This window comes from Candidatus Pelagibacter communis (assembly GCF_012932795.1).
GTDB lineage: Bacteria > Pseudomonadota > Alphaproteobacteria > Pelagibacterales > Pelagibacteraceae > Pelagibacter > Pelagibacter ubique_S.
The window spans coordinates 624579-649514 of record NZ_LANA01000001.1; the positions used below are offsets into that span (position 1 = coordinate 624579).

General features: G+C 28.7%; 29 protein-coding genes and 1 tRNA gene. 9 read left to right on the plus strand and 21 right to left on the minus strand.

What is annotated here, in order from left to right:
- Nucleotides 1-24: 24 nt before the first annotated feature.
- Genes VP91_RS03305 through VP91_RS03340 form a run of 8 tightly spaced genes read right to left on the minus strand, consistent with a single transcriptional unit; the run spans nucleotide 25 to nucleotide 6049 of the window.
- Nucleotides 25-555, minus strand: coding sequence for an ATPase (locus VP91_RS03305; protein WP_248289209.1), 531 nt, complete (start codon nucleotides 553-555; stop codon nucleotides 25-27).
- The gene (locus VP91_RS03310) at nucleotides 512-1102 is read right to left on the minus strand and encodes a F0F1 ATP synthase subunit B (RefSeq protein WP_248289210.1); all 591 of its coding nucleotides are present in this window, start codon (nucleotides 1100-1102) and stop codon (nucleotides 512-514) included. The genes VP91_RS03305 and VP91_RS03310 overlap by 44 nt, the downstream gene beginning before the upstream one ends.
- A 5-nt stretch (nucleotides 1103-1107) precedes the next feature.
- Nucleotides 1108-1335, minus strand: coding sequence for a F0F1 ATP synthase subunit C (locus tag VP91_RS03315; RefSeq protein ID WP_006997791.1), 228 nt, complete (start codon nucleotides 1333-1335; stop codon nucleotides 1108-1110).
- A 17-nt stretch (nucleotides 1336-1352) separates the two neighbouring features.
- Nucleotides 1353-2087 (minus strand): F0F1 ATP synthase subunit A, encoded by a 735-nt coding sequence (locus VP91_RS03320; RefSeq protein ID WP_169036015.1) that lies wholly within the window; start codon nucleotides 2085-2087, stop codon nucleotides 1353-1355.
- Nucleotides 2088-2099: 12 nt separating this feature from the next.
- Nucleotides 2100-2375: an AtpZ/AtpI family protein gene (locus VP91_RS03325; protein WP_169036016.1), complete on the minus strand. Its 276-nt coding sequence runs from the start codon at nucleotides 2373-2375 to the stop codon at nucleotides 2100-2102.
- A 7-nt stretch (nucleotides 2376-2382) separates the two neighbouring features.
- A complete protein-coding gene (locus VP91_RS03330; RefSeq protein ID WP_169036017.1) occupies nucleotides 2383-4956 on the minus strand; it encodes a chromosome segregation SMC family protein in 2574 nt (857 codons plus the stop codon).
- Between the two features lie 8 nt (nucleotides 4957-4964).
- A complete protein-coding gene (locus VP91_RS03335; protein ID WP_169036018.1) occupies nucleotides 4965-5555 on the minus strand; it encodes a thioredoxin domain-containing protein in 591 nt (196 codons plus the stop codon).
- On the minus strand, nucleotides 5552-6049 hold the full coding sequence (locus VP91_RS03340) for a DUF721 domain-containing protein (protein WP_169036019.1): 498 nt from the start codon (nucleotides 6047-6049) through the stop codon (nucleotides 5552-5554). Before VP91_RS03340 ends, VP91_RS03335 begins: the two co-directional genes overlap by 4 nt.
- Between VP91_RS03340 and VP91_RS03345 the strand changes: the two genes are divergently transcribed.
- Together VP91_RS03345 and VP91_RS03350 are read left to right on the plus strand one after the other, a co-directional pair.
- Complete coding sequence (locus VP91_RS03345) at nucleotides 6050-7030, plus strand: A/G-specific adenine glycosylase (RefSeq protein ID WP_169036020.1); 981 nt, start codon at nucleotides 6050-6052, stop codon at nucleotides 7028-7030.
- On the plus strand, nucleotides 7030-8181 hold the full coding sequence (locus VP91_RS03350; protein ID WP_169036021.1) for an FAD-dependent monooxygenase: 1152 nt from the start codon (nucleotides 7030-7032) through the stop codon (nucleotides 8179-8181). Before VP91_RS03345 ends, VP91_RS03350 begins: the two co-directional genes overlap by 1 nt.
- Here the strand turns inward: VP91_RS03350 and VP91_RS03355 are convergent.
- From VP91_RS03355 to VP91_RS03365, 3 genes are all read right to left on the minus strand, one after another.
- Nucleotides 8178-9248: a site-specific DNA-methyltransferase gene (locus VP91_RS03355; RefSeq protein WP_169036022.1), complete on the minus strand. Its 1071-nt coding sequence runs from the start codon at nucleotides 9246-9248 to the stop codon at nucleotides 8178-8180. The two genes, VP91_RS03350 and VP91_RS03355, sit on opposite strands and share 4 nt — an antisense overlap.
- A gap of 121 nt (nucleotides 9249-9369) precedes the next feature.
- Entirely contained in the window at nucleotides 9370-9930 is a 561-nt protein-coding gene (locus tag VP91_RS03360; protein WP_169036023.1) for a ribonuclease HII, read from the minus strand.
- Nucleotides 9930-10661, minus strand: a complete 732-nt coding sequence (locus tag VP91_RS03365; RefSeq protein ID WP_169036024.1) for a uracil-DNA glycosylase — start codon at nucleotides 10659-10661, stop codon at nucleotides 9930-9932. The genes VP91_RS03360 and VP91_RS03365 overlap by 1 nt, the downstream gene beginning before the upstream one ends.
- 101 nt (nucleotides 10662-10762) lie before the next feature.
- Here VP91_RS03365 and VP91_RS03370 point away from each other — a divergent pair, with 101 nt between their 5' ends.
- The 4 genes from VP91_RS03370 (at nucleotide 10763) to VP91_RS03385 (ending at nucleotide 14591) form a co-directional block, all read left to right on the plus strand.
- The gene (locus VP91_RS03370; RefSeq protein ID WP_320412064.1) at nucleotides 10763-12358 is read left to right on the plus strand and encodes a hypothetical protein; all 1596 of its coding nucleotides are present in this window, start codon (nucleotides 10763-10765) and stop codon (nucleotides 12356-12358) included.
- A gap of 3 nt (nucleotides 12359-12361) precedes the next feature.
- A complete protein-coding gene (gene ispE / locus VP91_RS03375) occupies nucleotides 12362-13207 on the plus strand; it encodes a 4-(cytidine 5'-diphospho)-2-C-methyl-D-erythritol kinase (RefSeq protein WP_169036026.1) in 846 nt (281 codons plus the stop codon).
- Between the two features lie 32 nt (nucleotides 13208-13239).
- Nucleotides 13240-13313 (plus strand) — tRNA-Gln (locus VP91_RS03380).
- Nucleotides 13314-13316: 3 nt separating this feature from the next.
- Nucleotides 13317-14591 (plus strand): CCA tRNA nucleotidyltransferase, encoded by a 1275-nt coding sequence (locus VP91_RS03385; protein ID WP_169036027.1) that lies wholly within the window; start codon nucleotides 13317-13319, stop codon nucleotides 14589-14591.
- Here the strand turns inward: VP91_RS03385 and greA are convergent.
- The 3 genes from greA to VP91_RS03400 are packed head-to-tail and all read right to left on the minus strand — an operon-like array spanning nucleotide 14588 to nucleotide 16354.
- On the minus strand, nucleotides 14588-15064 hold the full coding sequence (gene greA, locus VP91_RS03390) for a transcription elongation factor GreA (protein ID WP_169036028.1): 477 nt from the start codon (nucleotides 15062-15064) through the stop codon (nucleotides 14588-14590). The two genes, VP91_RS03385 and greA, sit on opposite strands and share 4 nt — an antisense overlap.
- Nucleotide 15065: 1 nt before the next feature.
- Nucleotides 15066-15893: an oxygen-dependent coproporphyrinogen oxidase gene (gene hemF, locus VP91_RS03395; RefSeq protein ID WP_169036029.1), complete on the minus strand. Its 828-nt coding sequence runs from the start codon at nucleotides 15891-15893 to the stop codon at nucleotides 15066-15068.
- Nucleotides 15893-16354: a tRNA (cytidine(34)-2'-O)-methyltransferase gene (locus VP91_RS03400; RefSeq protein ID WP_169036030.1), complete on the minus strand. Its 462-nt coding sequence runs from the start codon at nucleotides 16352-16354 to the stop codon at nucleotides 15893-15895. The genes hemF and VP91_RS03400 overlap by 1 nt, the downstream gene beginning before the upstream one ends.
- Before the next feature lie 86 nt (nucleotides 16355-16440).
- Between VP91_RS03400 and petA the strand changes: the two genes are divergently transcribed.
- The 3 genes from petA to VP91_RS03415 are packed head-to-tail and all read left to right on the plus strand — an operon-like array spanning nucleotide 16441 to nucleotide 19003.
- Nucleotides 16441-16950 carry a ubiquinol-cytochrome c reductase iron-sulfur subunit gene (petA, locus tag VP91_RS03405; RefSeq protein ID WP_169036031.1) on the plus strand — a complete coding sequence of 170 codons (510 nt, stop codon included), beginning with the start codon at nucleotides 16441-16443 and terminating at the stop codon, nucleotides 16948-16950.
- A 9-nt stretch (nucleotides 16951-16959) separates the two neighbouring features.
- Nucleotides 16960-18219: a cytochrome b gene (locus VP91_RS03410; RefSeq protein WP_169036032.1), complete on the plus strand. Its 1260-nt coding sequence runs from the start codon at nucleotides 16960-16962 to the stop codon at nucleotides 18217-18219.
- A 4-nt stretch (nucleotides 18220-18223) separates the two neighbouring features.
- A complete protein-coding gene (locus VP91_RS03415; protein WP_169036033.1) occupies nucleotides 18224-19003 on the plus strand; it encodes a cytochrome c1 in 780 nt (259 codons plus the stop codon).
- Here the strand turns inward: VP91_RS03415 and ychF are convergent.
- Genes ychF through lgt form a run of 7 tightly spaced genes read right to left on the minus strand, consistent with a single transcriptional unit; the run spans nucleotide 18980 to nucleotide 24910 of the window.
- Nucleotides 18980-20053, minus strand: coding sequence for a redox-regulated ATPase YchF (gene ychF, locus VP91_RS03420; RefSeq protein ID WP_169036034.1), 1074 nt, complete (start codon nucleotides 20051-20053; stop codon nucleotides 18980-18982). The two genes, VP91_RS03415 and ychF, sit on opposite strands and share 24 nt — an antisense overlap.
- A complete protein-coding gene (gene pth / locus VP91_RS03425; RefSeq protein ID WP_169036035.1) occupies nucleotides 20053-20613 on the minus strand; it encodes an aminoacyl-tRNA hydrolase in 561 nt (186 codons plus the stop codon). The genes ychF and pth overlap by 1 nt, the downstream gene beginning before the upstream one ends.
- Nucleotides 20614-20658: 45 nt before the next feature.
- Nucleotides 20659-21357: a 50S ribosomal protein L25/general stress protein Ctc gene (locus tag VP91_RS03430; RefSeq protein WP_169036036.1), complete on the minus strand. Its 699-nt coding sequence runs from the start codon at nucleotides 21355-21357 to the stop codon at nucleotides 20659-20661.
- Between the two features lie 44 nt (nucleotides 21358-21401).
- A complete protein-coding gene (locus tag VP91_RS03435) occupies nucleotides 21402-22334 on the minus strand; it encodes a ribose-phosphate pyrophosphokinase (protein ID WP_169036037.1) in 933 nt (310 codons plus the stop codon).
- Between the two features lie 9 nt (nucleotides 22335-22343).
- The gene (gene pgeF, locus VP91_RS03440) at nucleotides 22344-23102 is read right to left on the minus strand and encodes a peptidoglycan editing factor PgeF (RefSeq protein WP_169036038.1); all 759 of its coding nucleotides are present in this window, start codon (nucleotides 23100-23102) and stop codon (nucleotides 22344-22346) included.
- Nucleotides 23095-24150, minus strand: a complete 1056-nt coding sequence (locus VP91_RS03445; protein WP_248289212.1) for an SAM-dependent methyltransferase — start codon at nucleotides 24148-24150, stop codon at nucleotides 23095-23097. The genes pgeF and VP91_RS03445 overlap by 8 nt, the downstream gene beginning before the upstream one ends.
- Nucleotides 24137-24910: a prolipoprotein diacylglyceryl transferase gene (lgt, locus tag VP91_RS03450; protein ID WP_169036039.1), complete on the minus strand. Its 774-nt coding sequence runs from the start codon at nucleotides 24908-24910 to the stop codon at nucleotides 24137-24139. Before lgt ends, VP91_RS03445 begins: the two co-directional genes overlap by 14 nt.
- Nucleotides 24911-24936 lie beyond the last annotated feature (26 nt).

Below are 24936 nucleotides of genomic sequence, written 5' to 3' on the forward strand. Positions count from 1 at the left end.
TTTTTTTTAAAAATTGTCAGATAATTATGAGTTGATTTTTTTTAATGCAACTTTTGTTTCTTCTAAATTTTTATCAAATAAACCATCAAGTTTTGATTTATTAACTGATGTACTGATAATTTTTTTAACAGATTCTACAGCAATTTTTATTGAAACATCTTTTATTTCTTTAAGTGCTGCGTCTTTCATTTGTATAATTTTATTCTCTGCTAATTTTTTTTTGATTTCAGATGACTTATGAAATTTATCATTCATTTCTATAACCAAATAATCACCATCTTTTTTTGCTTGTTCTAAAATTTCCTGACCATCTGCTTGAGCAGTATCTAATTTGCTTTGTGTGTTATCTAACAAAATTTTTGCTTCAGACCTTAATTTTTCACTCTCATTAATCTCGTTTTTGATATCTAAAATGAGTTTATTTAAAATTTCATTAATTTTTTGAGGTATCTTTAAATAAACTAACCCTCCAATAAAAATTACAAAAGATATTGCTACCCAAAAAGTTGCATCAATTACCATAATATTTATCCATCTTTTTTCTTGATAGGTCATCAACAATTGCCGAGATGCTACTATTATTAACTTCTGCACCTATTAACCGTTGCAGCAAGTTAGTAGATGTCTCTACAGCTATTTTATTAATTTTTTCAGGAGCTTTATCTCTAAGCTCTTGTATTTCAGATTCAGCTTTTTGAATTTCTAAACTTAACTCTTTATCTAAAGCATTTTTTTTAAGATTAATATCTTTTAGCACTTTTTCTCTACTTTGTTTGAAGTAATTTTTAGCCTCATTTTTACTATCTTGAATTATTTTTTCATATTCAACTATATTTAACTCACTCTGCTCTCTTTGTTTTTCTGCTGCCTCAATATTATCTACGATCTGTGATTTTCTTGTCTCAAGGTTTGAACTTATTTTTGGAAGTATAAGTTTAGATAGAACAACGTATAATATTCCAAAAGTTATAGTTAACCAAAAAATCTGGGAAATCCAAAACTCAGGATTTAATTGAGGCATACCTCCACTTTCAGCTGCAAAAGCTTCCATAAAAAATAGGAAGCTTAAAAATATCGACTGAAAAAATATTTTTTTAATCATTAAATTTAAAATGCAAATAAAATAATTAATGCAACAACTAATCCAAATAAACCAGTAGCCTCAGCTAAAGCAAATCCTAATAAAAGATTAGGAAATTGTTTCTGTGCTGCAGATGGATTTCTCATTGCGCCAGAAAGGTAATTACCAAAGATAATTCCAATTCCAACACCGGCACCAGCTAGAGCTATTGCTGCTAGTCCTGCTCCGATCATTTTTGCTGCTTCTAATTCCATTATATCCTCCTTGTAAGTTAATGGTGTAAATTTATTGCATCGTTTAAATAGATGCAGGTTAAGATTGCAAAAACATATGCTTGAAGAAAAGCAACTAGTATTTCTAAACCAGTTAGTGCAACCGAAAAACTCAGTGGAAGCCATCCACCAACTATTCCGAGGCTTATTACAAAGCCACCGAAAACTTTCATCATAGTATGACCAGCCATCATGTTTGCAAATAAACGAACAGAAAGGCTTATGGGTCTACTCAAATACGAAATAATTTCTATAACAACGATTAATGGCAGAAGAACTGCTGGTACCCCACTTGGTACAAATAATTTTAAATAGCCAAAACCGTGTTTCATAAAACCAATTATTGTTACACCAATAAAAATAAATGAAGCTAACATAAAAGTAACAATGATATGACTAGTAACTGTAAATGTATAAGGAATCATTCCAAACATGTTACAAAACAATACAAACATGAACAAAGAAAAGATAAATGCAAAATATGGTTTTGCTTTTGATCCAGCAGTATCACTAATCATTTTTGAAACAAAACTATAACTTAGTTCTGCTAGAAGCTGAACTTTATTTGGTAGTAATGAATTTTTCTTAGATCCAAGATTAAAAATTAATAATATTGCTAAAGAACTAATAACCATAAATAAACTTGCGTTTGTGAATGATATATCTATTGCACCTAACTTTATTTCTGGTCCAATTCTATAAACTTCGAATTGGTGCATTGGATTTGTTGCCATAATTTTTTAAATCTATTCTTGCATATTTTTTGCAGATCTGAATACGTTAATAATGCCAGCAATCACACCTACAAAAAAAAATATTAATATTAACCAGGGCTTAGTACCAAAGGTCGCGTCTAAAATAAACCCTATAATTGTCCCAACTGCTACTGCAGATACTAATTCTGTGCTTAATTTAAAAGCAGTACCAATAGAGGAGGGTGGTTTGTTTTCTTTATAAAGTTTTCTCTCAGAAATTTTTGACTTTGCAATCTCTAGGCGAGTTTTAAGAGAATCTTTTGGCATTTGATTGTTAAGCGACCATACTCTCAGCTTTTTGTAAATCAACGGCTACTAATTGGCTAATTCCTTTTTCAGGCATAGTAACCCCATAGAGTCTGTTCATTTTAGACATTGTTAGAGCGTGGTGAGTAACAATAATAAATTTAGTATTAGTTATTTTTGTTAAATCTTCTAAGAGACTACAAAATCTTGTTACGTTGGCATCATCAAGCGGAGCATCAACTTCGTCTAACACACAGATCGGGGACGGATTAGTCAGGAACACAGCAAAGATAAGTGATAAAGCTGTTAAAGCCTGTTCACCACCAGAAAGTAAAGTTATAGACTGTAGTCTTTTGCCTGGAGGACTTACTAGCATTTCTAAACCAGCTTCTAGTGGATCATCAGAGTCTACTAGTTCTAGTTTGGCATTTCCTCCATTAAATAATTTTGTATAGACTTCGTTAAACTTTCTGTTAACTTTTTTAAATGCTTCTAAAAGCTTCTCCCGTCCTTTTTGGTTTAACTCATTAATACTCTCTTTTAATTTAATGATTGCAGATACAAGATCTTCTCTATCTTGTTCCATTTTTTTAATTTCTGTTTCATATTTGTTTGTTTCTTCATCAGCTCTCAAGTTAACTGAGCCAAGCTTTTCTCTTTCTCTCTTTTTTTTATCTAATGATTCTTCTTGATCAATTGAGTTTGGTAGTTCTTCAACACCATTTAAATTGGAATTTTCAAGAATATCATCTTCTTTAAGATTAAGTTCAGAACTAACTCTTTCTAATAAATCATCTTTACGTTTTTTTAATCCCTCAATAGTTGCACCTGAGCTTGCTTTCCTTTCTCTTATTTGAATAGATTTTTCCTGAATATCATTTAATTCAAGCCTCAAAGAATTAATTTTTTTATCTGTCTCTTCAATTATTTTTTCATTTTCAATTTTTTCATTTTGTGAAATCCTTAAACCTTCGTTAGTTTGACCTTTTTTTTCTGCTTGGGCTTTGGGTTGCTGGTCACGTTCACTTAATTGTGATAATAATTTATTTTTTCTTTCAGTTAATTCTTCTACCATTTTTTGTGAATTTAAAAATAAGTTTTTCCAACTTTCAACTTCATTTTCAATAGCTTTAATTCTTTCGTTTCTTTTAATAGATTCTTTTTTTATTGACTGATTTTTACTAAAACTATCTGCATACTTTTCTTGCAATAATTTTATATTTTCATTTTTTTTATTAATATTAGAAAGTTTTTTTTTGCTATCTTCATCCTTTAAATTACTTAAAAATTCATCTATTTCTATTTGACATCTATCTAGCAGGGTAAAAGCTTGATTAATTTCATTATTATTAATTAACTCTTTAATTTTTGTTATTGTGTTCTTAACACTTTTAATTGGATCAATAGCTATATTTATATTTCCATCAGCAAAAAAATTAATAATTTCGTCAACAGAATTTTGCTCATCTTTCAATTTTTTTTTGGCCCTTTCCAGATCTTGATTGGATAATTTTTCTGTTTCAAAATATTTTGAGTCTATTTCTATTAATTCATTTTTTTCCTCTTTTAATCTTTTTTCATTCGAATTAGCATCTATTACAATTCCTTTTTCTCTATCAATATCTTCTTCAATAGTTTTAAGGGATCGTTTTATATTTTCTATCTCATCTTGAGTTCTTACATTTTCTTCATCTAAATTTTGCAGTTCTAAATTTAGTCTTTGAATCCTTGAGAGGTTTTCAATATTTTTTTCTCTTAATGGAGAAACTTTGTCTGTTTCAACTTTAATGGAGTTCTCAAATACAGTTATTTCCTGATTAAATTTATTCACTTCCCCTTCAGCTTCACTATTGATTTCATTTTCTATTTTTATTTCATTATCAATATCTAATAATTTTAAATAATATAAACCTGCTTCAATTTTTTTAATTTCTTCTGAGATAAGTTTGTATTTTGTTGCTTCTTCAGCTTGTTTTTGAAGACTGGCCAATTGCTTTTCTTGTTGTTTTCTTAATTCATCAGCTCTTTTTAAGTTAGTATCTGCAGCATTCAATCTGAGTTCAGCTTCATGTCTTCTTACATGTAAACCAGAAATGTTAGCTGCCTCCTCCAAAATTGCCCTTCTATCTGTTGGCTTTGCAGTAACCAAAGCTCCAATACGACCTTGGCTTATCATTGATGGTGAGTGAGCACCAGTCGACAAATCTGCAAAAAACATTTGAGCATCTCTAGCCCTTACTTCTTTATTGTTTATATAAAATTTAGAGCCTTTATCTTTTTCAATTTTTCTTCTAACCTCCACCTTGTCCATGTCTTTGTATTGCAGAGTTCCTTCATGATTTGTATTATCTACGATAATAGAAACTTCTGCTATATTCTTTGATGCTTTATTTGATGTTCCATTAAAAATAACATCTTCCATTCCAGAGCCCCTCATGCTTTTTGCCGAGGTTTCTCCCATAGCCCACTTTAAAGATTCTACAATATTAGATTTTCCACAACCGTTTGGACCAACGATGCCAGTTAACCCATCTTCGATTAAAAAATTTGTTTTTTCAGCAAAAGATTTAAATCCATTAAGTTGGATTTTTTTAAACTCCATGAATTAACTTATATCAGTTTTTCCAGGTATTTTTTTAAATTTTTATAATTCAGTGATTTTTCAAACTTTTTATCATTAATTATAATCGTAGGAGTAGCATTGACCTTGAACTTTTTAACACCTTCGATTCGATCATTTAACACAAAGTCTTCAATGGCTTTATTGTTTAAGCATTCATCAAAATTTATGTTCAAACCCTCATCTTCTAAAAACTTTTTTAAATACATTGTAGCTTCTTCGGGTGTTTTTCCTCTTGCCCATTTTTCTTGACCAGAGTATAAAATATTTAATATATCTGCATTGCTGTCATTATTACATTGCCCAATTTTGGAAGCATTAAATGCTGCAATATCCAAAGGAAAGTGTCTAAATTCAATTCTCACTAAACCTTTATCAATAAAATCTTTTTTAAGGCTTGGATAAATATTTTTATGAAAGTCTGCACAATGACTACAAGTCAGTGATTCATAAGTAATTATTGTGATAATGGCATTTTCTTCACCTTCAGAAATTCTTTTGATAGACTGGCTATCTTCTGCAGTTAGACTGCTAGTAAAACCAAAAAGTATAATAAATAATATTGAAATTATTTTTTTCATCTTTTTTTAAATAATTTAGTTAATTCTAATAATGAATTTTTAATTTTATTATTTTTAATATCATTAATATCATTAATTCTATCTGTATATTTACTATTTGTCACATGAGTCTCGCTTTCATCTATCTTTTTAAATTTAGTTTGAGCATCATCAAAACTTATAAATTTTAATTTCTCAACAACAGCGTAGCCGAAGAAACTATTCATTTTATCCATTATTTCTTTTTTTGAATATTCCAAATCTATTTCATGCCCTCTTTTGACCATCACATGTAGAGTGCTAACACCAAACTTATTAGAATTTTTGAATGATTTTGGATAGCATATCTGAAAAAGATCATCTCCAACTATGTACTTCCAGTTATTAAGTGTTTCAGAAAATATATGACCCTTTTTTTTGATAATTTTTTTAATGTTTTTTGGCAAAGTGTCTTTAAAAGACCTTAAGCCTTGAATAGTTTTAAACCTCTGCTTAGTATTATTTTTAAATTGCATATGACCAAATACATACTAACAAAAAAAATTCTTTATTGGTACGATAATAATAAAAGATCACTCCCATGGAGAAAAAAGCTATCACAAGTTAAGCGAGAATATTACACGTTAGTAAGTGAATTTATGTTGCAGCAAACGCAGGTTGCAACTGTAATTCCATATTTCAATAATTTTATAAAAGATATTCCAGATATTAAATCTCTATCAAAAATTAAAGAACATAAGCTTTTAAAGTATTGGGAGGGCCTTGGTTATTATTCAAGAGTAAAAAACTTAAAAAAGACTGCACAAATATTAGAGAAAAAATTTAATAGAAGGTTACCAAGCACGATTGACAAATTAAAATTATTACCTGGAATAGGTGACTACACTTCTAATGCAATAATGGCAATTGCCTTTAACAAGCCATTTATTCCCTTAGATGGAAATATTGAAAGAGTAATTAAAAGATTATTAAATTTAAAATTACCCAAAGAAATTACAAAAGATAATCTTGTTAAGAGTAAAAAAATATTAGGTAATTCAACTAGAGCAAGTGATTATGCGCAAGCACTAATGGAGCTAGGTGCATTGATTTGTCGACCTAAAAATCCCTTATGTCACCAATGTCCTTTAATTAAAAATTGTAAGTCTTTTAAAAAAAAAGATTTTGAAATAATAAAAGAAAGAAAAAGGAAGATTGATAAATTTTATTTGTTAGAAGTTTATAAAAAGAATAATAAATTTTTACTGATAAAAAATACTAAATTTAGTTTTTTAAAGAATTTACAAATATTTCCCATGAAGCAAATATCCAAACCTGATAATTTAGCAAAAGCTTTAAACTTCAAGATATCAAATATGAATATGAATGTAATAATCAAGTTTTCCAAGTTAAAGGGTGCAATTTCTAACTCTTCTTGGATTGATAGCTCTAGGCTTGAAGATTATACTTTGCCCACATTTACTAAAAAAATTTTAAATTATTTAAAAAAGATTTAATGAAAAATATAACAATAATAGGAGCCGGTATTTCAGGTCTGTATATTGCAAATCTTTTAAGTCAAAACTCTAATTATCAAGTCACAATTTATGAGAAAAATGGTTCTGTTGATTTGGAAAAAGGATATGGAATTCAACTTTCAGTTAATAGCATCAAACTATTAAATCAAATAAATTTTCAAAAAATCAGGATAGAAGATAAATTTCACCCCAATAAACTAGATTTCTATTCGCTAAAAAATAATAAGAAAATATGTGATTTAGATATATCCATGTTTAACAGCACTGATACAAAATATACTACCTTACAGCGCTCTACTTTAATTAATTTCTTAAAAGATGGGCTTCATAAAAATATTATTCATTATAATAAAAAAGTTATAAAAATTAATGAAGAAGTTAAAAATAAAGAAGTTTCTTTTGAGGATGGTTCATCTGTTAAATGTGATTACTTAATTATCTCCGATGGAACTTTTTCAAAAACAAAATCATTAATTGCCAATAAAGAAATTAAACCAAAGTACTTTAACTCTATTGCTTTAAGAGCAACAATAGACCAGGATGCCCTTAAGAGTATTAACCTAGAGAATATATCTTTATTTTTAGGATCTAACTTACACTCAGTTCTTTATCCAGTTAATAGCAAAGGACAGTTTAATTTTATTAGCATTCTTAGAAAAAAGCTTAGAACTGAAGAGTTATCCGACTATTCTTTATTTGAGAACAAAGATTTTACTGCATCTATTATATCTAAAATATCAAAACAAGTAGCCCCTGAAACAATTAACAATCTAAGAAGCATTAAATGCTTCCCAATATTTGTGAGTTCTAAGATGCATGAACCAAAAAATAAAAATACTTTTATCATTGGGGATGCTTTTTTTGCTTTACCCCCTACCTTCGCACAAGGCGCATCTCAATCAATAGAGGTTGCTCATGAACTGTACAAAAATTTAGAAAATGAAAATACCCAATTCAACTCTGAAAGAGTTAAAAGGGTAAAGATGATTGATATGAAATCAAAACTTAATTATTTTGCTTTTCATTTATCTAACCCATTAACAATTTGGATTAGAAACTTAATAATGCAAAAATTGGTTAAAAATGAAAAATTTATTAACAGTTATCTTGGTAAAATTTACAAAGACTAATTTTTAGAAATTAATCTTTGTCTCAAATTATCAATTGGCACAGAAACACCATTTACCGTACAATACCAATAAGTCCATCCATTACAACTTTCAGAACCAAGTATTGTTGCTGCAACTTTATGAATTGATCCTTCAGCTTGATTATGTTTGATACTCCCATCTGCCATAATCTTGGCAACTATTTTTTTCTTTTGATCAAAGATACTTGTTCCTGGTTTAATGATTCCAAGCTCTACTAAAGATCCAAAAGGTATTCTAGGCTTGGATCTATTATTTTTTAGAGTATCTAAGAAATTATCCTCCAAAGGTTTGGTATTTCTTAACCTTTCTTCTGCTGCTTTAAAATAGATTTTTTCTTTTTCTATACCATAATATTTTCTACCTAATTTTTTTGCAACTGTTGCGGTAGTTCCAGATCCTAAAAATGGATCTAGAATTAAATCGTTCTTATTTGATGATGCCAATAAAACTCTATGTAATAGAGATTCTGGTTTTTGAGTAGAGTGAATTTTTTTACCATTTTTCTTAAGTCGCTCCGCTCCATTACAAATGGGTAAATTCCAATCAGATCTCATTTGAAGGTCATCATTTAAACATTTCAAAGACTGATAGTTAAAAGTATATTTTGACTTTTCACTTTTAGAAGCCCAAATTAAAGTTTCATGAGCGTTCGTAAATCTTGTTCCTCTGAAATTAGGCATTGGGTTATTTTTATTCCAGATAACATCATTTAAAATCCAAAAACCTAAATTCTGTATTGCAGTGCCTACTCTAAAAATATTATGATAACTCCCTATGACCCATATAGCTCCATCTTTTTTTAATATTCTTCTACATTCAGAAAGCCAAGCAACCGTAAATTCGTCATACTTTTTAAAGCTTTCAAATTGATCCCATTTATCATTAACAGCACTGACTTTGCTTCTGTCTGGCCTTGTAAGGGAATTTTTTAATTGTAAATTGTATGGTGGATCAGCGAAAACAAGATCAAAGGTTTCGCTTGGAATTTTTTTTAATTCCTCAAGACTGTCACCATTAATAATCTTATTTTTAAAATTGTTTTCCATTTTCTATAAGACAATTAGACTCCAAATGGATTCCACGGTCAACTTCAGATTGAATTAATCAGATTCAAATTGTGTTTAAATTTTTTGAGGCAACCAGATATTGTGTTGTGTCACGTGAAACTTATAAAAGACCAGAAATAGGAGAAAAGGTTCTTCGATGATATTTAGTAATACCAAATTTTTTAATTGCTTTTAAATGCTGTTTGGTTCCATAGCCAGAGTTTGTATCCCACCCATAATCATTAAATTCTTTTGAAAGTTTTGTAATAAATTTATCTCTACTGACTTTTGCAATAATTGATGCAGCAGAAATGCTTGGAATTTTTTGATCTCCTTTAATTACATATTCTAATTTATAGTTTTTTAGGTCAGGCAATTTGTTGCCATCAATTAAAACAAGTGAAGGTTTAGTTCTTAATTTAAGAATAGCTCTTTTCATTGCAAGTAAACTTGCATGCAATATATTAATTTTTTCAATTTCTTTAGTCGATGCCTGGCCTATAGCCCATATAGAATTTTTTTTAATATATTTTTCAAGCTCCTCTCTCTTATCTTTTGTTAGAGTTTTTGAATCTTTTAATAATCTTTTATCAATAGAATTATTTAATATGACAGCTGCAGCATAAACGGGTCCCATTAAGCTCCCTCTACCAACCTCATCAACACCTGCTAAGATTTTCATTAAATAGATAGTTTTAGTTCTAAGATTTTTTGTTTAATCTTTTTTAAGTCATCCCATGAATGTTTTTTATTTTCAGGAGCTCTTAAAAGATAAGAGGGGTTAAAAGTTATTATAACGTTATAACTTGTATTCTTGACAATTACTTCCTTCCATTTTCCTCTCTCAATAGAAATCTTACTATTTAAACCTGTTAAAGATTCCATAGCAGTACTACCCATAAGAATTATTATTTTAGGATTTATTATTGAAATATGTTTTTGTAAAAATTGAGAATATCTTTTAATTTCTGTAGAGGTTGGTTTTCGATCTTCAGGGGGCCTAAAGTTTACAGCATATGTTGTATAAATATTTTGTTTTTCAATATTTATTGCAATTAGCATTTTTTTTAAAAGATCTCCTACCTCACCCATAAAAGTTAATCCGGCATTATCTTCTTCAACACCTGGAGCTTCACCAATTATCATTATTGAGCTATTAATATTTCCATCTCCTAAAATCATCTTTTTTGAATTATTTTTTAAGTTACAATCACTAATTGAGTTTATTTGTTCTTTAAGATCCGTAAGCTCTTTAACTTTATCTAATTTTTGAATACTCAGATCTTTTTTTAGAACATTACTAGTATTTTTTAGTCTATTGATTGGCTTTTCATCAAAAATAAAGTCAGATCCAGTAGAGTTTAAAAACTCAGAGTCGAAATTCGTTTTTTGATTTATTGCTTTTTTAGACATAGAATGGCCAAATGTTGGTAAAGTTTTTTAAATTATTTTTAATATTATTACTTTATCAGAGTCCATTATACTCAAAAAATACCAGTTTAAACAATTTTAATGTGGAGTATTTGTCTAATTATTTTTCAGGAATTGTAGCTTATGAAAATCTAGATAATACGGAAGCTATAAAATTTTTTAATTCATCAAAAATATTAATAAAACAGCATGACCCCTATCTTGAGAGGTATGTATTTTCTTTAGTGCTTGATGGCAAAGTAAAGAAAGCAATTAATCAAGTTAAACAGAGCTCAACAAAAAACAACTCTGATTTTTTTCAGGCCAATCTGTTACTGGCAGTTGATAGTTTAAAGAAAAAAAACTTTAAAAAAAGTAAATTTTATATCGATAGATCATATGAATTTATTAACAATAATAAGCTTTCCCTAATCATTGCAGAAACCTTCAAACAATATTTATCAGTTTTTGAAGAAAAAAAATTAATGAAGCAAAAAAATACGTTCGGAAATTTTTCATTTATTAACGAAGTTTTTCAACGATGTTATTTAAATGGTAAAGATACTGAGAAATATTTTAGTACATTAATTAATTCACAAAACGATGCTGATTATTCAAGGTATACATTTTTTTTGATCAGTTATTTAATTGAGAATGATAATTACGATAAGGCAAAAAAAGTTACTAATAATTTTGATTATTTAAATTCATCATTATTAATTTCTCAAGGTAAAAAATGGATAGAAGATAAAAACTTAGATAATTTTCAAGATATTTTCTCATGCACTAATTCGAATGACATCGTTAGTGAGCTATTTTTCTTAGTAGCAAATCTCTACTCCTCTCAGAATGATTATGAGAAATCAAATTTTTACTTAAACATAGCAAACTATTTAAATCCTAAATTTATTTTCAATTTGTCTCTATTAGCTGAAAATTATTATTTGAATGATGATTATTCCAATACATTAAAAACTCTCAAAGTGTTTGATAAAAAGTATGAATTTTATTATTGGTTTAAGTTAAAAAAAGAGTCTCAAATTATTTTAAAAAAGTCTGATCAAGAAACATCTTTAAATTTTATAAATGAAAAATTTAAAGAAATTAAAAACCCAAATAAAAAATTTTTATTCGATATTGCAAATATGCATAAAAATGCAAAAAGATATACTGAAGCGATAAGTTTTTACGACCAAATACTTTTAAATATGGACCTTAATTCTGACTTATACGCTGAAATATTATATAGGCGTGGAGGAAGCTATGAAAGATCTAGAGATTATATAAAAGCAGATAAAGATTTATTAAAATCTTTAGAAGCCAACCCAGACGATGCTTATGTTTTAAATTATTTAGCTTATTCGTGGCTGGAAAGAGAACATAAAATTGAAACAGCTCTTAAGATGCTCGAAAAAGCTTATGCAGCCAGAAGCAACGATCCATATATTATTGACTCAATCGGTTGGGCATATTACTTGGTTGACGAATATGAGAAGGCAGAAAATTTTCTTAAAAGAGCAGTTGAATTAATGCCTCAGGATCCAATAGTTAACGATCATTATGGTGATATTCTTTGGCAGCTGGATAGAAAAATTCAAGCAAGATATTTTTGGCAAGCAGTTTTAAATTTAGATGAAACAGAAGATACCATGAAAGAAACTATTAAAAATAAATTAATAGAGGGATTAAAAAATTCCTAAGTTATGAATAGTTTTAAGTTAAAGTCTTATGCAAAGATAAATTTAGCTCTTAACGTTACTGGAAAAAAATCAAAGCTTCATAATATTGAAAGTTTGATTTCTTTTATTAATTTACATGACTCAATTATGCTAAGAGAAAGCAAAACAAAACAGCATAAAATCATTTTTTTTGGAAAATTTTCTAAAAATATTAGTAAAATTAATACCATTTCAAAGTTGTTAAAAATTTTAGATGATAAAAAACTTTTAAATAATAAAAAATTTGAAATTAGAGTTATAAAAAATATACCTCAAAAAGCAGGAATGGGAGGTGGGTCCATGAATGCTGCCAGTCTATTAAATTTTTTTATTGAAAAAAAAATGATTAAATTAAAAAAAAATGAATTAAAAAAAATAAGTAATGAAGTAGGTTCAGATGTGATTTTAGGTATAAACCCATCGTCAACTATTCTTTTATCTAATGGAGACATTAAAAAATATAAAAATAAAATCAAATTTCATATTTTGGTTACAAAGCCTAATTTTGGATGTTCTACAAAATATATTTATTCAAAAGTTAATTCATTTTCCAAACCTCAATTTAACCCTCCTAAACAGAAACTATTTGATGCAAAATATTTAAAGTGTTTAGATAATGATCTTGAAAAAGTTGCATTAAATAAATATCCAGAACTTAAGAAAATTAAATCCTATCTTAGTGGTTTATCTAATGCTCTATTTGTTAGAATGTCTGGATCAGGATCCTCAATAGTGGCTTATTTTCATTCCAAAAAAGCCTGCAAAAAAGCCTTCAGTCAATATAAACGAAAATTTAATAGCCACTGGTGTATTGAATCAAAAACTATATAATTTTTTTTTTTTGTGATATATGCAACTAATATTGGCCCATGGTGAAGTGGTATCACATCTGTTTTTGGTACAGAGATCCGAGGTTCGAATCCTTGTGGGCCAGCCATATATGAATAACTTATTAGATAAAATTTTTTTTAGATCTCAAAACCTCAATCACATAAATTTAGGCTTCAAACATATTAAAAAAGAAACAGAAGTTTCAAAAATATTTGAAGCAATTAATTCATACTCTAGCAATAGTGAAATCCGTTATGTTGGTGGATGTGTAAGAAAGATTATCAATAAAGAAAGATATGATGATATAGATTTAGCAGTAAATTTAAATCCGAAAGAAGTATGTGAGGCTCTAACTAAAAAGGATATAAAATATTACGAGAGTGGAATAGAACACGGAACAATTACAGCGTTAATTAATGACATAAAGTTTGAAATTACATCATTAAGAAAAGACGTTAATACAGATGGACGACATGCGAAAGTAGATTTTTCTGATAGCTGGAAAGATGATGCTTCTAGAAGAGATTTTACTATTAATTCTATTTATGCAGATATTGAAGGAAGTTTATTCGACCCATTTGATGGAAAAAAAGATTTAGAAAATGGAAAAATTAATTTCATTGGAAATGTAGAGACAAGAATTAAAGAGGACTATTTAAGAGTGTTAAGATATGTTAGATTCTTTCTTAGTTATTCTAAATATAGTCATGATCCAAAAGTCATTAAAGCAATTAAAAAAAACCTAGGTGGTGTTTCAAGTATTTCCTCAGAAAGACTAATAGATGAATTTCAAAAACTATTAAAATCAGATGGTTTTCTGAAGCTAACTAAGGATAAGAATTGTTTAGAGGTTATAAATCTTATTTTTCCACAAATTAAAAACATTTCTCTTTTTAATAAAATGAATAGCTTTGCAAAAAAAAACTTTTCTGAAGTAGATTTTATTTTTTTATTATCTTTAATGATTATTGATGGAACTGATAATGTAGATTATTTTATTTATAAGTTCAATTTATCCAAAAAAGATCAAAAAAGACTTATATTTTTAAATAAGTTTAATTTAATAAAAAATACTAGCCAAACTTTTTCAGAAAAAAATTTGAATAAAGTTTTTTATTATAATGGTAGAGAGGCATTATTTGATGTTCTTTATTTTAAAATTTTTAAATCTAAAAAAGTAGACAATAAGTTAATTAAATTAATTGAAATTTTTAAAAAAAAAGAAATACCTGTTATGCCATTTAAAGCAAATACCCTGATGGAAAAATATCAAGTTCCTGAGGGAAGGGAGCTGGGACAGAAGTTAAAAGCAATAGAAGAAGTCTGGACTGGTAATAATTTCAAAATTTCAGATAAAGAAGTTCGAAAAATAGTAAGTAATTAAACGTATTTTACATCTTTAATTTCAAAGTTTTTTACACCTGCAGGAGTTTTAATTTCAACTAAATCATTTTTATTTTTTCCAATTAAACCTCTACCTATTGGTGATTGAAAAAATATCAGTTTTTTTTGAAGGTCAGCCTCATCTTTTCCAACTATTTTATAGGTAATTTTTTTTCCAGTATCTAAATTTTCTAAATCTACAGTTGAGCCAAAGATGATTTTTCCATCATTACTTATTTTGGTTACATCGATAACATTTGCTCTTGCAATAATGTCATTTATTTCTGTAATTCTTCCTTCGTTATGGGACTGTTCTTCTTTTGCAGCGTGATATTCAGCATTTTCTTTCAGATCTCCATGCGATCTTGCTTCAGATATTGCAGCAATTATTTGAGGTCTTTTTTTTTCTTTTAAAAAAATTAACTCTTCTTTTAAGCTTTCAAGACCATCTATTGTTATTGGTTCTTTATCCATTTTAATTCCATTTTGCTATTGGAGGTAAAGACATTAATATTCCCTCAGCATTGCCACCGGTTTGTAATCCAAATTTTGTCCCTCTATCATATAGTAAGTTAAACTCAGCATATCTGCCTCTTTTGACATATTGTATCTCCTTTTGCTTTTCAGTCCATTTCTTTTTATGTTTCAATTGTATTATTGAGTTGGATATCATTTGAAAAGTAACTCCAAGGTCTGTTACAAATTTAAAGTCTTTCTCCCAATTATTTTTTTTGTAATCAAAAAAAATACCACCAATTCCTCTTGTTTCTTTTCTATGTGGTAAATAAAAATATTCATCACACCATTTTTTGTAATTTTTATAGAATTTTTTATCATGTCGATTACACATTTTTTTTAATTCATTGTGAAGGAAACTTTTTTCTTTAAGATCTTGGATGCAAGGTGTTACATCCATACCACCACCAAACCATCCATGAGTTGTGTAGATAAATCTTGTGTTAAAATGAATTGCTGGAACATGAGGATTTTTCATATGCATTACTATAGAAATTCCTGATGCCCAAAAATTTGGATCTTTAGAGGCACCTGGGATTTTTTTACTCATTTCTTTTGAAAACTTTCCATGGACTTCTGAAAAGTTTACACCAACTTTTTCAAAAATTTTACCATCTTTTAAAATTCTAAATTCTCCACCACCCTCATCTTTAATTTCATTTCTATTCCAAGTTTTGGATTTAAACTTTAATTTCTTACCTTCTAATTTTTCAATGTCGTTACAAATTGTGTTCTGCAGTAACTTAAACCAATTAGAAGCAAGTTTTTTTTTAATTTCTTTATCCATTATTTATTAAAGTTAGTTTGTCTTAAATTTTCTGAAAGAATTATAGCAACTGAGGAGGCTATATTTAAAGATCTTTTATTGTCCATCATGGGTATTTTTAACCTATACTTAAGAGAATTATGTATGTGATCTGGTACTCCAGCACTTTCTCTTCCAAATAATAGTGTATCATTACTTTCAAATTTGAAGGCAGCGTAAGAGTCTGCTGATTTAGTCGTTAATAATATTACCCTCTCATTCTTTTTTGATTTAAAAAATTCATCCGAACTTTGATAAAATTTTATCATTTTTTCATCCATATAATCCATTACAACCCTTTTAAACCTTTTATCGCTGAATAAAAAACCACAGGGTTCAATTATTTCTAAATCAGCACCTAGACAAGCACATGTTCTAATAATAGCTGCTGTATTTTGAGGAATATCAGGTTCATATAAGGCTATTTTAGGTCTCAAATTCATGTTTTATGTGTCATTGTTTCAGTGGAAAAAAAACTTTTTTCTTATATGAAATCATATATTAGATAACAATATACAAAAAAATAAAGATGTCTGAAAAAAAACCTGAAAGAAGAGAATTTTTATTTACTGCCACGTATGCAGTAGGTGCCGTTGGGGTAGGAGCAGTTGTTTGGCCACTAATTGATCAAATGAACCCAGATGCCTCTGTTAAAGCATTAGCTAGCACAGAAGTTGATGTAAGTTCAGTTCAACCTGGGAAAACAATTACTGTACTTTGGAGAGGAAAACCAGTTTTTATTAAAAGAAGAACTCCTGACGAGGTAGCAGAAGCAAGAGCTGTTAAGATGGAAGATTTAAAAGACCCTCAAAAAGATGAGGATAGAGCAAAAGATCCAGAGTGGTTAGTTATGTTGGGTGTTTGTACGCACTTAGGATGCGTCCCTTTAAATGATAAAGGAGACTACAATGGTTGGTTTTGTCCTTGTCATGGTTCACATTATGATATTTCTGGAAGAATTAGAAAAGGTCCTGCTCCAACAAACATGGAAGTTCCAAAATATGAATTTGTTAACACTAATACAATTAAAATTGGATAATAAATAATTATGAGTGATCACGAGTACGTTCCTAGTTCCAAATTTGGAAAATGGTTTAATGATAGACTTCCACTTTTATCACTCGCTAGTCATTTAACTGATTATCCAACACCTAAGAATTTAAACTATTGGTGGACATTTGGTGGAATTTTAACTTTTTGTTTAATTACACAAATTGTTACAGGTTTAACATTAGCTATGCACTACATTGCTCATGCTGATATGGCTTTTGAAAGTGTTGAACACATTATGAGAGATGTAAACTATGGTTGGTTAATAAGATATATTCATGCAAACGGTGCTTCAATGTTTTTCTTAGCAGTCTATATCCATATATTTAGATCTTTGTTTTATGGATCGTATAAATCTCCAAGAGAAATAATCTGGATTATTGGAATAATAATTTACCTTTTAATGATGGCAGCAGCATTTATGGGTTATGTTTTGCCATGGGGCCAGATGAGTTTTTGGGGTGCTACAGTTATTACAAATCTTTTTAGCGCCATACCTTTAGTGGGTGAAGGAATTGTTAATTGGTTGTGGGGAGGTTATTCTGTAGATAACCCAACTTTAACAAGATTTTTTACGTTACATTATTTGATACCATTTTTAATCTTAGGCTTAGTAGTCCTCCATATTTGGGCCTTGCATGTTCCTGGAAATAATAATCCAGTAGGAATAGATGTTAAAAAGCCCTCTAAGGATACAGTGCCATTCCACCCATATATTGTGATCAAGGATGCCTTTGCATTATTAATGTTTATGATTGTTTTTGCGTTTTTTGTTTTTTATTCACCAAATATTTTAGGACATGCGGACAATTATATAGAAGCAAACCCAATGGTAACACCAGCTCATATAGTTCCTGAGTGGTATCTGTTACCATTTTATGCAATCCTAAGGTCAGTTCCTGATAAATTAATGGGAGTAGTTGCGATGCTATCAGCAATTTTAATTTTAGCTGCTCTTCCTTGGTTAGATACTTCAAAAATTAGATCAGCAGTATTTAGGCCTCTATACAAGCAATTTTATTGGATACTTGTAGTGGATGTATTAGTTCTAGGTTATGTGGGTGCAATGCCAGCTGAAGGGCTTTACTTATTAATTGCTAGGGTTGCCACAGCTTACTATTTTATTCATTTTTTAATAATCTTACCAATATTAGGATTTAAAGAAAAAACTATACCCTTACCTTTAAGCATTACAGAGCCGGTACTAGGAGGGATGCCAATAGCATCAGCTGTTAAAAAAAAAGAAAGCTTAAATTAATTCAGTGAAAAATATTTTAAAAATCAGTTATTCAATTATCTTTTTATTAGCAGCAACTCTCGCAGTTAATGCTGCAGAAAAAGTTGATCTTTTAAAAACAGATTGGAGTTTTAAGGGATTATTTGGAAAATTTGATAGAGGAGCATTGCAAAGAGGGTATCAGGTTTATTCAGAAGTTTGTGCTGGCTGTCATTCAATGAAATATGTAAGTTATAGAAATCTTTCTGAGCCTGGAGGGCCAGAGTTTAGCGAAGAGCAAGCAAAAACTATAGCTGCAAATTTTGAAGTTACAGATGGACCAAATAATGATGGAGAAATGTTTGTAAGGCCTGCCAAGTTATCTGATAAATTCGTCATGCCTTTTGAAAATGTTAAAGCAGCTCAAGCAGCAAATGGAGGAGCCTACCCACCTGATATGTCAGTATTAGCAAAAGCTCGAAGTGGTGGGGTTGACTATATTTATTCAGTACTCTTAGGTTATGAAGATCCACCCAGTGGTGTAACGCTTGATGATGGGGTTTACTATAACAAATATATGTATGGTAATAAAATTAAGATGTCACAACCTTTAATGGATAATGCAGTAGAATATAGCGATGGTACAAAGGCCTCAGAAGAGCAAATGGCAAAAGATGTTACGACATTTTTAATGTGGGCAGCTGAGCCCCATTTAGAGTCTAGACATAAAATGGGCTTCAAAGCTATTTTGTATTTGATTATTTTAACTATTTTGGTTTATTTCAGTATGAAAAAAATATGGTCACGTATTGAATCTGAAGTTTAATATATCACCATCCTTTACAATATAATCCTTTCCTTCAAGTCTCATTTTCCCATTTGTCTTTGAATTTACCCAACCATTATTAGTAATAAAGTCCTCGTAGCCAATTGTTTCAGCTCTTATAAAACCTTTCTCAAAATCTGTATGGATTTCTCCAGCCGCTTTTGGAGCAGTGCAATTTTTTTGAATTGTCCACGCTCTAGTTTCTTCTGGACCAGATGTAAAAAATGTATCTAGCTCTAAAACACTATATCCTTTTTGAATTAACATTTTTAAACCAGTTCTTTTTAACCCAATCATTTGCATATAATTCTTTTTTTCATCATTTTCTAACTGATTAATTTGATTTTCTATATCAGCTGAAACTATTAGAGTATTTTTATTGCCAAATTTTGCAATGAAAGCCTCAGTATAATGATTACCATTTTGAACACTTGACTCATCAACATTACAAACGAAAATTTTAGGTTTTAAAGATAGTAAACCACATTGTTTTATAAGTTTTTTTTCAAATTGATCGTAAAGAATTTGGATATCTTTAGAATTATTAATACAGTCTAAAGCAATCTCAAGTATCTTTAGCTGTTCTTCATCTAGATTTTTTTTATTATTTTTTTCTAATCTTTTTTGTATAGACTCAAGATCTGCCAACATCATTTCAGTTTCAATGATTTCTAAATCTCTTATAGGATCTACAGTAGGATTTACATTTTGGATATCATCAGAGTCAAAACATCTTATCATGTGTATTACAGCATCAACCTCTCTAATATGTGATAGAAATTTATTACCCAAACCCTCACCTTTAGAAGCACCTTCCACTAGTCCCGCAATATCTACAAATTCAATAGTAGTATTTATTTTTTTTTTTGATTTAGATACCTCTACTAATTTATCTAATCTTTCATCTGGAACAGGAACAACCCCAATATTTGGTTCAATTGTACAAAAAGGAAAGTTAGCAGCCTGAGCTTTACTAGAGTTTGTTAGTGCATTAAATAATGTAGACTTACCGACGTTGGGTAATCCAACAATTCCACACTTAAAACTCATTATTTATTATTTACTGTACTTGCGAATAAGTCTAATTTCTTATCAATTAATAAAGGCATTGAATTAATAATGTTGTTTGTGATTTTTTCTAATTGGAGCATTTCATCTTCATCAAAATCTTTCAATACATGATCTGAAACATCAGCTTTTGTTTTTGGTCTTCCAATTCCAATTCTCACTCTTGAGTAATCTTTTCCTATAAATTTGTCTATAGACTCAATTCCATTATGTCCAGCACTTGATCCTGCAAATTTTGCTTTTACTTTTCCAAATTCAATATCTAAATCATCATGAAACACAATTACCTCCTCTGCATCAATCTTAAAATATTCAATTAATTCTCTAATACAAATTCCAGAGTTATTCATAAAGGTTAGAGGTTTTATTGCATAAACTTTTTTATTATCAATATTCCCAGTAGTTAACAAACCTTTAAATTTAGGTTTTTGTTTTGATAAACCAAATTTTTGATTAAGAGCATCAATCAATTTAAAACCAATATTGTGTCTGTTATTTTCACTATTGGGAGTTGGGTTTCCTAAGCCTACAAATAGAAGCATAATGTTTTGAAATCAAATCTAGGGATATTCACTATAATAAATTTATTATTTTTTTTCTTCAGAAGCTTTTTTTTCTTCACCTTCTTTTTTATCTCCTTCAGCTACTGGTGTTGCTTCTTTACCATCTGCAGGAGCTTCTTCACCCTCAGTTGCTTCTGCTTCAGCTGGTTTCTCTGGTTCTTTCATAACAGTAGGGGCTGCTAATGTTGCGATTACAAAATCACGTCCTTGAATTGTCGGCGATACACCTTCTTCTAATTTAACTGAGGATATTTTAAAACTTTCTCCAATTTCAATTCCATCAAGATCAATTGTAATTATTTCAGGAATTTTTTCACTTGGACATTTTAATTCAATTTTTCTTCTAACTATATTTAATACTCCTCCTCTTTTCAAACCTGGGGATGTTTCATGATTAATAAATTGAACTGGTACTTCAATTCTAATTTTTACACCAGGAACTACTCTAAGAAAATCAATATGAGTAGGCTCATCGGAAATAACGTTGTATGTAATTTCCCTTGGTAAAACATTTTGACCTTTGCCATCAACATTTAGCGTAATGATACTTGATAAGAAGCCCTCTTTATCTAATAGTGATTTGAGAATTTTTTTTGATACAGAAACTTTTTCATTTTGTTCGTTGCCACCATAAACTATAGCAGGAACATTTCCGCTTAATCTAAGAGATCTAACGTCTCCTTTTGATTTAGTTTTTCTAGTATTTGCTTCTAGTGAATTCATAAAAGAAGGTCTTCTAGCGCAAGTTCCTTAATAACTCAAGATAATTATTTAAAAAGGTCTGATACTGAAGTTGAATTAGAAATTCTTTTAATTGCCTCACCCATAAGGGCTGAAATAGGTAAAACTTCTATATTTTTAGTATCTTTAATTTTACTTTGATTATCTATTGTATCAGTTATCACCAGCTTTTTTATAACAGATTTTTTAATTTTATCTATTGCTTCACCACTTAACACTCCATGAGTTATATAAACGTAAACTTCTTTTGCCCCTCTGTCTTTTAGTGCTTTAGCAGCATTAACTATAGTTCCACCAGAGTCTATTATATCATCAACTATAATACAGGTTTTATTCTTAACATTTCCTATGACATTCATAACTTTTGATTGACCAGGTTTGGGTCTTCTTTTATCAACAATTGCAAGCTCAACACCTAAAATTTTACCAAGAGCCCTCGCTCTTTCAGTTCCACCTACATCTGGGGCAACACAAATAATATTTTTACTTTTAACATTTTTTTTTGCATGTCTTGCAAAAATAGGAGTTGCAAACAAATTGTCTACAGGTATATCAAAGAAACCTTGAATTTGACCCGCATGCAAATCAACAGTAACAACTCGGTCAGCACCAGCTTTTGTAATTAGATTAGAAACAAGTTTTGCTGATATAGAAGTTCTGGGCACTACTTTTCTGTCTTGTCTGGCATATCCAAAATAAGGAATAACTGCAGTGATATTTTTAGCTGAAGATCTTTTTAGGGCATCAATACACAAAAGTAATTCCATTAGATTGTCATTTGCAGGTGACGAAATTGATTGTATTATAAAAATACTATTACCTCTAATATTTTCATTAATCTCAATATATATTTCACCATCAGCAAATTTTTTAATACTAGAATTTATTAGTTTCGATTTTAAATATTTTGCAATTTTTTTACTTAAAGTTTTATTGCTATTTCCAGTTAATAATTTCATGAGATAATGTTAATTAATCATAATTAATGAAATATTTCTACCATAATCATTCTCATTTTGGCTAATAGATCTTCTTGCGCTAAAAAATTTATTTTTGACATTAAACGTATCTTTATCAATAATATCAATTTTCTTAATATTTAGGCTTTTTAATTGAAAGTAGATATATTTATTTAAACTAAAATAATTTTTATTCTTAATTTTTTTGAAAAAAAGCATATTTTTTTTGTCTTTTTTGATAAATTTTTTTAAAAAGTCTTTTTTAACCTCGTAGTTATTACTTGAAATGCACGGACCTATAGCAGCGGTAATATTTTTTTGTAAACATCCTTTTTTAATCATGAATTTAACAACTTTTTTTACGATATCTTTATATGCACCCCTCCAGCCAGCATGAATTGCTGCTACCATCTTTATCTTGCTGTCATAAATTAATATTGGAGCACAATCAGCTGTTAAAACAGCAATAGGTAAATGCTTTTGATTAGTTACTACCGCATCAGCTTTAGGTTTTTTTTTATTGTTATATTTATCATCAATATAAATGAATTTATTACTATGAAATTGATGAAGTAAAAAAATATTTTTTGCTTTTTTGCTAATATTTTTTTTTACTATTTGTAAGTTTTTTTTTATATTTAATTTATTATCATTTGAGCCTGGGCCACAATTTAAGCTTTTATAAATATTTTTAGATTTGCCACCAACACTATTAAAAAAGCCATGTTTTAAATCTTTTATTTTCGATAGTTTTTTTGATTTAATCAATTTTAAAGCCTGTCTTAAATTTATTTTTTTTTTTCTTTATAAGCATAACCTTAAATAGTTCACCCATTTGTTTTTCGTCTATAAGACGTCTAATTCGGTAAAATAGGTCTGTTTTTTTTGAAAAAGGTATATTTTCACTTACAATTTCAGCTCTTTGAATTATTCCCATACTAGTTAAAAATTTTTTTTGACTATTAATAATACAATCCAGATCGTTGAACTGATCAACAAATTTTTCAAATAAACTAAAGTTAATATTATAAGTTATATCAGAATCTCCAATATCTCTCAAAATATTAGAATATTTATGCTTATTTACAGCCTGTAAAGTTTCATACATTTTTGAATTCAAATATCCATAGTCAATTACTAATATTCCTCCATCATTTTTTTTAATTATGCTGCAAATATCTTTTAAATATTTGAACGAAAGGGGTGAATATTCGATAATGTCTTGATTTTTTGAAATTTCAAACTTTAAGTTTTTTTCAATTTTCCTAATATCTGTTATGTGTTCTTTGAATTCTGCTTTGTCAATTTCTTTTAAATCTACAAATCTTTCAAACCAGCTCTGTTTTTTCCTAAAAAATTGTTTAATTGGCAGAGCATCAAAAAATTCATTAGCTAAAAATATTGTTGGATTTGAATTGGCTTTATTAATATCATCAACCCAAGTTATATCATCAGATTTTAAATTTTTTTTTTGTTGATTAATTAAAAAGATACTTTTTTCATGTATTTGAAAATTACAATTATTAGCACATTCTGGAAATTTTTTTAGTGTTGCAATTATCACTTTCATCATTTCACCATTTCCCGCACCTAGTTCTAATAGATTAAATTTTTTTGGTGAACCAATACTTTTCCAAAAAGTTATCACCCAAATAGCAATTATTTCTGAAAAAAGTCTTGTAATATTTGGTGCAGTAATAAAATCTCCCTCTTTTCCAAAAGGGTTTTTTTTCATGTAATAACCATTATCTTTGTCGTAAAGAGCAAATTCGATAAATTTATCTAAGGGTAGGGCAGATTCTCTATTTATTTTCATTTTTAATATAAAATAAAATTGTTCCAATTGTAAGAAATATCAAACTAATAATTTGACCTGTTGATAAATTGAGAACTAAGTAGCCCAGCTGTTCATCTGGCACTCTAAAAAACTCAACAAAGAATCTAAATATTGAATAGAAAATTAAAAATAATCCTGAAATTAAACCTGGTTTAGTTAAATAATTTTTTTTTCTAAAGTACATTAATATTAAAAATAAAATAGCACCCTCTAAAACTGCCTCATATAATTGTGATGGATGTCTTGGAAAATTATCTACTTTAGTAAATATAACTGACCACAAGACTTCTGTGGTCTTTCCATAGAGTTCTGAATTTATAAAATTAGCCAATCTTCCAAAAAAAATTCCAATAGGGGCTACTAATGACACAAGATCCATATACTCAAATGGATCTTGATTATTTTTTTTGGCAAAAAGGATGCTTGAAAAAATTATACCCATCAAACCACCGTGAAATGACATCCCACCTTGCCATATTTTAAAAATATCAAAAATATTATGTGAATAATAATTAAAATTATAAAAAATTACGTATCCCAATCTCCCACCTAAAATTATTCCAACAATCAAATAGGTTATATAATCGTCAAATTTTTCACTTATATCTGAATTTTTAATGAATATTTTTTTACATAACGACCAGCCAATTATAATCCCCAGTATATAAGCTAATGAATACCATCTGATTTCCAATGATAGAATTTGAAAAGCTACTGGGTCAAAATTATTAATAAACATTTTTTAAAAACCACGTATAAAGTACA

Bases quoted from the DNA above. Each gene is read 5' to 3' on its own strand.
- VP91_RS03385 (WP_169036027.1), top strand. From the start codon at position 13,317: ATGAATAACTTATTAGATAAAATTTTTTTTAGATCTCAAAACCTCAAT.
- VP91_RS03320 (WP_169036015.1), bottom strand. From the start codon at position 2,087: ATGGCAACAAATCCAATGCACCAATTCGAAGTTTATAGAATTGGACCA.
- VP91_RS03305 (WP_248289209.1), bottom strand. From the start codon at position 555: ATGACCTATCAAGAAAAAAGATGGATAAATATTATGGTAATTGATGCA.
- ispE (WP_169036026.1), top strand. From the start codon at position 12,362: ATGAATAGTTTTAAGTTAAAGTCTTATGCAAAGATAAATTTAGCTCTT.
- VP91_RS03435 (WP_169036037.1), bottom strand. From the start codon at position 22,334: ATGAAATTATTAACTGGAAATAGCAATAAAACTTTAAGTAAAAAAATT.
- petA (WP_169036031.1), top strand. From the start codon at position 16,441: ATGTCTGAAAAAAAACCTGAAAGAAGAGAATTTTTATTTACTGCCACG.
- hemF (WP_169036029.1), bottom strand. From the start codon at position 15,893: ATGGATAAAGAAATTAAAAAAAAACTTGCTTCTAATTGGTTTAAGTTA.
- VP91_RS03430 (WP_169036036.1), bottom strand. From the start codon at position 21,357: ATGAATTCACTAGAAGCAAATACTAGAAAAACTAAATCAAAAGGAGAC.
- VP91_RS03445 (WP_248289212.1), bottom strand. From the start codon at position 24,150: ATGAAAATAAATAGAGAATCTGCCCTACCCTTAGATAAATTTATCGAA.
- pth (WP_169036035.1), bottom strand. From the start codon at position 20,613: ATGCTTCTATTTGTAGGCTTAGGAAACCCAACTCCCAATAGTGAAAAT.
- VP91_RS03410 (WP_169036032.1), top strand. From the start codon at position 16,960: ATGAGTGATCACGAGTACGTTCCTAGTTCCAAATTTGGAAAATGGTTT.
- VP91_RS03340 (WP_169036019.1), bottom strand. From the start codon at position 6,049: ATGCAATTTAAAAATAATACTAAGCAGAGGTTTAAAACTATTCAAGGC.
- VP91_RS03365 (WP_169036024.1), bottom strand. From the start codon at position 10,661: ATGTCTAAAAAAGCAATAAATCAAAAAACGAATTTCGACTCTGAGTTT.
- VP91_RS03335 (WP_169036018.1), bottom strand. From the start codon at position 5,555: ATGAAAAAAATAATTTCAATATTATTTATTATACTTTTTGGTTTTACT.
- ychF (WP_169036034.1), bottom strand. From the start codon at position 20,053: ATGAGTTTTAAGTGTGGAATTGTTGGATTACCCAACGTCGGTAAGTCT.
- VP91_RS03315 (WP_006997791.1), bottom strand. From the start codon at position 1,335: ATGGAATTAGAAGCAGCAAAAATGATCGGAGCAGGACTAGCAGCAATA.
- VP91_RS03355 (WP_169036022.1), bottom strand. From the start codon at position 9,248: ATGGAAAACAATTTTAAAAATAAGATTATTAATGGTGACAGTCTTGAG.
- VP91_RS03325 (WP_169036016.1), bottom strand. From the start codon at position 2,375: ATGCCAAAAGATTCTCTTAAAACTCGCCTAGAGATTGCAAAGTCAAAA.
- VP91_RS03360 (WP_169036023.1), bottom strand. From the start codon at position 9,930: ATGAAAATCTTAGCAGGTGTTGATGAGGTTGGTAGAGGGAGCTTAATG.
- greA (WP_169036028.1), bottom strand. From the start codon at position 15,064: ATGGATAAAGAACCAATAACAATAGATGGTCTTGAAAGCTTAAAAGAA.
- VP91_RS03350 (WP_169036021.1), top strand. From the start codon at position 7,030: ATGAAAAATATAACAATAATAGGAGCCGGTATTTCAGGTCTGTATATT.
- VP91_RS03310 (WP_248289210.1), bottom strand. From the start codon at position 1,102: ATGATTAAAAAAATATTTTTTCAGTCGATATTTTTAAGCTTCCTATTT.
- lgt (WP_169036039.1), bottom strand. From the start codon at position 24,910: ATGTTTATTAATAATTTTGACCCAGTAGCTTTTCAAATTCTATCATTG.
- VP91_RS03345 (WP_169036020.1), top strand. From the start codon at position 6,050: ATGACCAAATACATACTAACAAAAAAAATTCTTTATTGGTACGATAAT.
- VP91_RS03400 (WP_169036030.1), bottom strand. From the start codon at position 16,354: ATGAATTTGAGACCTAAAATAGCCTTATATGAACCTGATATTCCTCAA.
- VP91_RS03330 (WP_169036017.1), bottom strand. From the start codon at position 4,956: ATGGAGTTTAAAAAAATCCAACTTAATGGATTTAAATCTTTTGCTGAA.